This is a genomic window from Shewanella sp. SR44-4, assembly GCF_014163715.1.
Taxonomy (GTDB): Bacteria; Pseudomonadota; Gammaproteobacteria; order Enterobacterales; family Shewanellaceae; genus Shewanella.
In genome coordinates this window covers 1-8195 of sequence record NZ_JACJDU010000082.1, presented here as the reverse complement: position 1 = coordinate 8195, position 8195 = coordinate 1, and the positions used below count along the sequence as shown (strand labels likewise).

Below are 8195 nucleotides of genomic sequence, written 5' to 3'. Positions count from 1 at the left end.
CTTCAACAGACTCATGAACTAATTCAAGCTCTTGCTCAAACATAAAAAATCCCCACCAGAATACTGGTAGGGATTATCTTTCATCTGCAAGATCGGTCAAGTGCCCTTAAACGATCGGCATTGACCTTTTGGGTGGTGTTTTTGTTTGGCGCCATCTTGTAAGATAATGATATTCTTCGTTTCATACATAATAATAAGGTTCTCCATGACAGACATCAGCATTTTTAATCTTGAGATGACCGACCGCAGTCAATTAAAACCTAAACATGATGCCAACGGCTTAACCGTGGTTGAGGTGAAAATAAAACAATATCAATTCAATCGTTTTTTATATCAATTTGTGGGTGCTGCGTGGGAGTGGACAGATAAATTAGCCTTGTCCGATAGCCAATGGCAGGAATACAGCGAAGCGGATAATTTGCATTTGTTTGTCGCGTATAAAGACGGTGCACCAGCGGGTTACTTTGAATTACAGCAGCAAGATGATGCAACTGTCGAGATTATGTATTTTGGTTTAGGCGAACGCTTTATCGGTAAAGGCTTTGGTGGCTATTTACTGACTCAAGCCATTAAACAAGCGTGGTCATTGCCTAACACCCGCCGAGTTTGGGTGCATACTTGCTCATTAGATCACCCAAGCGCATTACAAAACTATCAAGCTCGCGGGTTTAGCTTATTTAGAACAGATACCGAACCCAGAACTAACCCAACTGCGGTGTAGCTCAATACGATATTGTAGTGATCAACAATTATAGATTAGCGCCCTACTAACGTTTTTTACGTGCTATAGCGCGTTGTTGTAACGTTTCCTGCAACGCACTTTTTTGTTGTTGGTCCATAGTATGCCAAGCCAAAATCTCATCGAGCGAGCGATGACAACCTAAGCAGATATCACGCTGGTCTAAACAACATTGCCTCACACAAGGTGAGGCAATTTGATTGTCGTTATTCTGACCAGACGGCATATTCGTTACCATTGACGTCGCTAAAATGGAAACGCCTACCGCCAGGAAAACTGAATACGGCTTTGGTGATGAGTCCACCAGCCTGAATGATTTTAGCTTCTGTGGCGGCCAAATCTTGGCTGTAAAGCACAATTAACGGGCTGCCATTTGCTAAGGTGAATTGAGAGTCTGCTTGATAAAAACCACCATCAATTCCGACCTGCAAAAAACAACTGTATTGAGGACCATAGTCTTGAAACTGCCAACCGAAAACCTGAGTAAAAAAGGCTTTGGTTGCGATGAGGTCTTTCACGGGTATTTCTAAATAATTAATACTATGATGTTGACTCATACTCACCTCTGTTACTCTGTTATTTGGCTGACAATATTATATGGCAGACAATATCATATGGCAGACAACGCCATGAAAATAATACGTTTTGGGGTTAACTGTATTGCTGTAGCACTGCCGCGACGGCGCCAATAATACCGCCGAACACACCACCCCACACCACTAACCAACCCAAATGGGTTTTAATCATGTCTTGGATGATTTGCTTCACTAATTCAGGCGTGAGTTCATTTAAACGCTGTTCCACAATATTGGCCACTTTAGCTTGCATATCTGCGATAACATCTGGCTTTTCAAGCTCATTGACTAAAATAGCATTGAACTCTTCACTTTGAGCCAGTTCAACTAACGACAGTTTCATTTTTTCAATAAATGGCTCTTTCAGTGGGATCAACGCCTCGGTTCCACCAAACATCGCTAACATGCCACCAAATGATGACTTTTCGATAGTCGACACTAATGCATCAAATGATGGCGCTAAATCAATTTTTTCAATCACAGGGGTTAAATCAATACTACTGGCACTACTGGTTGTCAAAAAGCGATCGATATTCTCTTGAGTAAAAAATTGCTGCATCATTAAATGTTTAATGCCCGCTTTAAACTCTTCAAATCGTGATGGAACCACACCGGAACCATACAAACCGGGGACTTTTTCAAACAACATATGGATTGCTAACCAGTTGGTTAATGCACCCGACAACGCAAATAACCCTATTGTCATGACAATTTGTTGTTGTAACACATACCCAACCAGCATAAAGACAGCCGCGATAAGGTTGGTTAATACGCTCTTATTCAATCTCTTTTCCTTAACATCTATGATGATAAAATAATAAAAAACCTCAGCTATTTTATCAGAAATAACTGAGGTCTACATAATTCATCGTTCATCTCATCACAGACTTAATTACCATGGTTAATGGTAAGCAAATAATACTGATCAATTTACGCCGTACAACTTAAGGATTCAGGTTCGATAGGCACTTGGGAATCATGGTGGTTAATCAATAATACCCCAGTACTTTGTGCCAACAACTGAGCCTTTTGGTACATTTGGCTAACAACATCCTGCTGCTGATATTGAGGTTTTACAAACACATCTTCCAAATACCACACAGGAGCAAGGCGCAATGAAGAAAACGACGGGTATAATTGAATAAAGCCCACCATTTCATCGTCTCTGATGGAGACAAAAATCATCGAATCATTTTCGGCCAAGCGATGCTTCAAAAAATGATGACACGCTGGATAGTCAGAGGGTTGTTGTAGTTGCTGCCGATATAGATCAAATAGCAGGCTCAATGGTTCTAAATCGATGCTCGAAGCTAGACGTATTTGCATTTCTCATCCTTGAAAAGAGGATTAAATACCGCGTATGAATATCGCAGATATCATGCCTATTAAGTGATGGCATCAAGCCATCAGGTTAAAACAATATGTCACTGTAAGTGTTTAACGCACAAAACAAAATGAACTTATATAAAAAAGATAAATAGAAAATCTATTAATTACATAAGCTTAAATACAAAGTTAACATCAATAAACATAAATGTAAATTAATCTATTATCCTGACAAAATAATCATTCGTTACGATTGTTTTTTTGGTAAAATAGTCAGCTGTTGCCACTGTTTTGTATCAAGATTACCTCTTATGACCTCGTTTTTTGCGCAATTGCGCTCAGCGGTTACACCGCGCTCTCGTATTCTAAAATTAGCCCTTTATGGATTAACTGTTTATCTATTGGGTTGTGCTGTTCTCGGCGGATTAATTCCATATATTGCCAAACAACAAGCACCAACGATATTAACCGAGCAATTAGGCAGAAACGTTACCCTACAAGACATTAGTATCAACCCATTTACGTTAGAACTAGCGGTATCGGGTTTTGAAATCAACGAACTTGATAGCCCGAAAACGTTTGCGTCATTCGCCGCGGCCTATGGCAACATTCAATTATGGCAATCGATCTCATCTTGGGCGATAGTGATTGAAGATATCCGTCTACAACAACCCACCTTTAGAGTGGCGCGTACTGAAACGGCAAATCAACAAGTTGTATTTAACTTCAGTGACATTATTACTCGCCTAAGCCAAAATAGTCAGCCAACACCAATGAGTACTGAACCGAGTGTTATACCGGCGATAAACATTGCTAATATTCAGATCCAACAAGGCGTGTTTACCCTAGACGACAACGTCACAGATACCCACATTAATTATCCCAACATCAATGTGTCATTGGCACAATTCAATAGCTTGAGTAGTGCGTTAAACGACAAGCAAGACCAAGTAAATCGTTATAACTTACGCATAGAAGATCAATTCAAAGGCTCGGTCGCATTGCAAGGGCAATTCCAATTAGCGCCCCTGGCAATAAAAGGCGATGTTAAGGTGACTGGAATTGATTTATCACGTTACTGGTCTTTTGTTGATCAACTGTTTGCGATTAACTTAGCTGAAGGCACGCTGAGCCTAAACGGACAGTATGACGTGATATTGCAAGACAAAAACTTAGCACCAATAAGCCATATCAATGTCACCAAAGCACAGATAGTGATTAAACGTTTTAAAGCGTTACATCAGCAAGATGAAAAAATCGCCATTGATGTCTTAGCATTAAATAATATCAATTTAGACAGCCACAAAAAACGCGTTAGCATTGGTGAGTTCCATACCGAAAAAGGTAATATCAAACTCAATATCACTCCTACTGGTGCTGATTTGGTTGCTTTATTGCTGCCTAAAGACACTGAGTTAACAACTACCGTAGATACCTCAGATTTATCTTCTACAGCCTCAACGACTACCGAGTCTGCTATTACCGAATCAGCTACTACCGAATCAGCTACTACAGACACGATAGATTCAGAGACTGCAGATTTAGGCAGTATAGATATAGAGAAAGCTAACTCAGATGAGCAAAAAGCTGACAGCACAAATGTGGCTGATACCATTACTGATAAAGCCATCGCGACCGTTAAACAAGTCACCACTGATCTCAAAACAAAAGCAGCTAGCGATACAACTGCAAAAACAGATACAGAAATAGATGCAGAACCACTATTAGCGCAGCAATCACCACCATCAGCGACACAAGATGCTACGAAAGAAGCGACAGTTGAGACAGACTCACAAACGACTCAACAAAAAACAGCAGTAACGTCTAACTCCATCGATGCTGACTCCCCTTGGTTAGTCACACTAGACAAAATCAGTATCGCGCAGTATCAAGTTAAACTGGGTGAAGGCATTGCCAGTGATAAGATTATTCTTTGGCAAATCGGCCCGATTGACCTCACTACTGGGGTAATAAAATCAGATCTATCCAGCCCGATTGATTATCAATTTTCGGCAGGAATTAATCAACAAAGCTTATTAACGTCAACAGGACAAGTTGATGCATTAGCGCAAACAGTGAATGCTGAAATCGACTTTAGTAATATGTTGCTGTCACGTTTACAACCTTATATTGCTCCTTACATCAATATCACTATTGAAGATGGCATGTTTTCCACTAAGGGTGTTTTGCATGCAGACGCTAAAGACACGCTAACCTACTCTGGCAGTGCAAACATCAGTCAATTACACATTAACGATAACGTGTTAAAACAACCTTTGCTGACATGGCAAACCATGGACATCAACCAATTATCGTTTGATCGCCAACAAGCTAACATTGATATTGATGAAATAAACTTCGATAAGCTGTTTAGTCGCCTGATTATCTCACCCGACCGCAGCACCAATATTAGCGAGTTGATCAATACTCCTGCAGACGTAAAACAAACCACTGCTAGTGTCGAGACAGATAGTGTTGAGACAGATAAAGTTGCTGTTAGTCCAAGTAAAGCTGAACAAGCGACCTTATCGACAGGCAATGAGCAATCCACCACCGATGCGCCACAAATGAAGCTCAACATTAATAAGATTGGCTTTAAAGACAGCTCGGCCTTCTTTGCGGATAATTCGTTAACGCCCAATTTTGCTTCGGGCATTGAAATGCTTAACGGCCAGATCACCAACTTATCATCAAATCCAGAAACCACTGCATCAGTTGATTTAGCGGGAAAAATAGACAAATACGCACCGGTGACGTTAAAAGGTGATGTTAACCCGTTATTAGCTCAACCTTATCTTGACCTTAATTTGAACTTTGACAAAGTAGAGCTCACCTCGGTTAACCCTTACTCTGGCACTTATGCTGGTTATTATATTGATAAAGGTCAGTTGTCACTGGATCTAAACTATCAGCTTAAAAATAATGAATTAGTTGGCAGTAATCATGTAGTGATTGATCAACTCGAGCTAGGTAAACGCAGTAACAGCAGTTTAGCAACCAGCCTACCGGTGACATTAGCGATAGCATTATTGCAAGACCGACATGGCGTAATTGATTTAGGCGTTGATGTGTCTGGGGATATTGATTCTCCTAGCTTTAGTTTTGGTAGCATCATCATTAATGCACTAGGCAATATCATAACCAAAGCGGTGACCTCACCGTTTTCATTCTTAGCTGGTCTTGTGGGCAGTGATGAACAAATAGATAAAATCAGTTTTGAGTATGGACGCAGCAACATCTCACTTAAACAAAAAAGCACCTTAGACAAACTGGCTAAAGCGTTAATAGACAGGCCGCTGCTTAATCTAAATATTAAAGGCAGTATCGACATAATTAACGATAAACAAGCATTAGCAGAAACCAAACTGCATAAGCAACTGGCTAACGCTGCGGGGATAAAATTCAAAGATTTCCCCAAAAGTGTCTCTGCCAGCAAATACCCTGTTACGGGGCCATTAGCAGATGCATTGTATCAATTGGTTGAGCAAGAGTTATCGCAGGATCCATTAGACATCAAGCAAAAATTACAGCAGAAAAAACCAAAACTGACTGAAGCAGAGCTGATCACGCGTTGGCACATTGGTTTGTACAATATGCTTAAAAATCACCAACAGTTTACTGCAGATGAATTTGGCCTTTTAGCCCAAGAGCGCGCTAAAGCGGTTAAAGCCTATTTAATTGCTCAAGCAGGAATTGATGCAGGTAAAATATTTGTGCTTGAAAGCCGTATCAACACCGCAGAAGATGCCGCAGAAGCATTGCTTGAACTACAAGTAAAATAACCAGTCTGTGGCTGTTAACCGCTATCTACATCGGGTAGACTGCGCATACATTGCAAACGAGTAATAACAAACGTTTGTAATCATGATGTATCATTAATATTGTTAAGATTGAGGTTATCTATGTTTATCGTTCGCTGGATTTTAGGTCGAATTATTTTGTTGTTAAATTTTGTGTTTGCTCCTAAAAAGCGCCAACGTCCACAAGATCAACAAGCTATTGTCGATCAACAAACTCAATCATTGGCATTGTATCAATACGCCGCCTGCCCTTTTTGTGTCAAGGTTCGTCGTGATATGCGTCGCCAAAATTTAACCATTAACTTAGTCGACGCCAAACAAGATGACAACAAAAGCGTGTTAGTAAGCCAAGGTGGCAAGCTACAAGTGCCTTGTTTACGTATCGAACAAGACGGCAACACCCAATGGTTATATGAGTCAAAAGCCATTACCAGCTACCTCAACGAACGTTTCGCATAAAGCACTGGTTATGTCATGTCGCCACAGTTTATCTCAACACTGTGGCTAACATATTGCTGTAGAAATATTTTTACCCTGGCCATGCTTGTATCAATAAAGGTCATGATAATATTTTGCAGCATTTATTCGAGTTTCATTTAACATAAGAACGAATGAGGTAATGAGTGTCAAAAATAAGCTTAATCATCTGCAGTCTCATACTGCTTAGCGCCTGTAGCGCAAGCGAACCTGATCCTATGGACTTTGCGGGGCAGTTTCGCGATGCATTCAGTACTCAAATTAAAGGTAATGGGATTAAGTTGTTTGTCTATAAAGCAAAACTAGCTACCGCCCTTGACCGCAGCATTCCTGGTGATTCCCCGCTAGAAAGAAGAATTCGCAGTAAACAAGATGCACAGAGTTATTTAATTGAACAACGTAACGCAGAGAATCGCCTCGAACTATGGCATCAACAAATTGATCTGGGTCTTAGAAAAACCATCGAAATGAATGGTTATTGTAAAGCCGGTTTTATTGAATTAAGTCGTTATGTTGAAACTGAGCGCGGTGAAATTCGTGGCGAATGTAATGATGGTGCTACCGCTGAAGATATTAAAAAATTCGGCGCCTAATTGCCAAGCCGATGCAGCTTTAACTGACTTAATAGGTTAATTATTGTCGCTGACGGATAAAACACTATATCCAGCTAAGCAATTAAGCTAAAATTAGCATCCAAATTTTCTCGTGATGTTGCCGTAGGCTCCAAGACCAGTGTCATCACGCTCCGATAAGCCGTGTATCGTCTAGAATGATATTAATAGTTTGTCGTTTACAAAGTAAGAAATCAGATGAATAGAAAGCAAGAGATGATCAAAAAATTGGCCAAACGTGCCAAGGCTCGCCAAAATAAAGTGGTGCCGGCTAACCCAAGTAACAAGCCTGTTGAGCGTTATATCTCTAAAGCTGAACGTGAGAAAATTGCGTTAGCAGAAGCGGCTGAACAAACAGTTGCCACTGAAGCCAGCACAGAAACTGACAAAGACTAACACCCATTTACAAGGTGTCAGTATCAAAAAGCCCCTATTATTGGTCAAGGCCAAAAATAGGGGCTTTTTATTATCTGCTCTATGGGCATTAGCCAGAGATTAAATATCTATCATAGCATCACGTCTCGATCCCAATCACATGTAAACTCTATCGCATATACACAGAATCACATCTACACTGAATCACATCTTCACTAAGTCACATCTACACTGAGTCTCATCTTTACTGAGTCTCATCTTCACTGAGTCTCATCTTCACTGAGTCTCATCT

General features: G+C 40.4%; 9 protein-coding genes. 5 read left to right on the top strand and 4 right to left on the bottom strand.

The features are described from left to right. The first annotated feature begins 205 nt into the window (after positions 1-205). A complete protein-coding gene (locus tag H5125_RS21070; protein WP_182745353.1) occupies positions 206-721 on the top strand; it encodes a GNAT family N-acetyltransferase in 516 nt (171 codons plus the stop codon). Positions 722-767: 46 nt separating this feature from the next. On the opposite strand, the gene H5125_RS21065 is transcribed toward H5125_RS21070, so the two are convergent. From H5125_RS21065 to H5125_RS21050, 4 genes are all read right to left on the bottom strand, one after another. Further along, positions 768-965 carry a DUF1289 domain-containing protein gene (locus tag H5125_RS21065; protein WP_259395508.1) on the bottom strand — a complete coding sequence of 66 codons (198 nt, stop codon included), beginning with the start codon at positions 963-965 and terminating at the stop codon, positions 768-770. Continuing rightward, complete coding sequence (locus H5125_RS21060; RefSeq protein WP_011637067.1) at positions 946-1296, bottom strand: VOC family protein; 351 nt, start codon at positions 1294-1296, stop codon at positions 946-948. The genes H5125_RS21065 and H5125_RS21060 overlap by 20 nt, the downstream gene beginning before the upstream one ends. Positions 1297-1390: 94 nt before the next feature. Then, positions 1391-2098: a DUF445 domain-containing protein gene (locus tag H5125_RS21055; RefSeq protein ID WP_101087507.1), complete on the bottom strand. Its 708-nt coding sequence runs from the start codon at positions 2096-2098 to the stop codon at positions 1391-1393. 146 nt (positions 2099-2244) lie between these two features. After that, positions 2245-2640, bottom strand: coding sequence for a GNAT family N-acetyltransferase (locus H5125_RS21050; RefSeq protein ID WP_101087506.1), 396 nt, complete (start codon positions 2638-2640; stop codon positions 2245-2247). Positions 2641-2951: 311 nt separating this feature from the next. Here H5125_RS21050 and H5125_RS21045 point away from each other — a divergent pair, with 311 nt between their 5' ends. From H5125_RS21045 to H5125_RS21030, 4 genes are all read left to right on the top strand, one after another. Continuing rightward, complete coding sequence (locus H5125_RS21045; protein ID WP_182745350.1) at positions 2952-6422, top strand: DUF748 domain-containing protein; 3471 nt, start codon at positions 2952-2954, stop codon at positions 6420-6422. A gap of 120 nt (positions 6423-6542) precedes the next feature. Then, positions 6543-6899: a glutathione S-transferase N-terminal domain-containing protein gene (locus H5125_RS21040; protein WP_162022838.1), complete on the top strand. Its 357-nt coding sequence runs from the start codon at positions 6543-6545 to the stop codon at positions 6897-6899. A gap of 164 nt (positions 6900-7063) precedes the next feature. Further along, on the top strand, positions 7064-7510 hold the full coding sequence (locus H5125_RS21035) for a hypothetical protein (protein WP_101087503.1): 447 nt from the start codon (positions 7064-7066) through the stop codon (positions 7508-7510). Positions 7511-7726: 216 nt separating this feature from the next. Beyond that, complete coding sequence (locus H5125_RS21030; protein ID WP_011637061.1) at positions 7727-7924, top strand: DUF2986 domain-containing protein; 198 nt, start codon at positions 7727-7729, stop codon at positions 7922-7924. Positions 7925-8195: the final 271 nt, after the last annotated feature.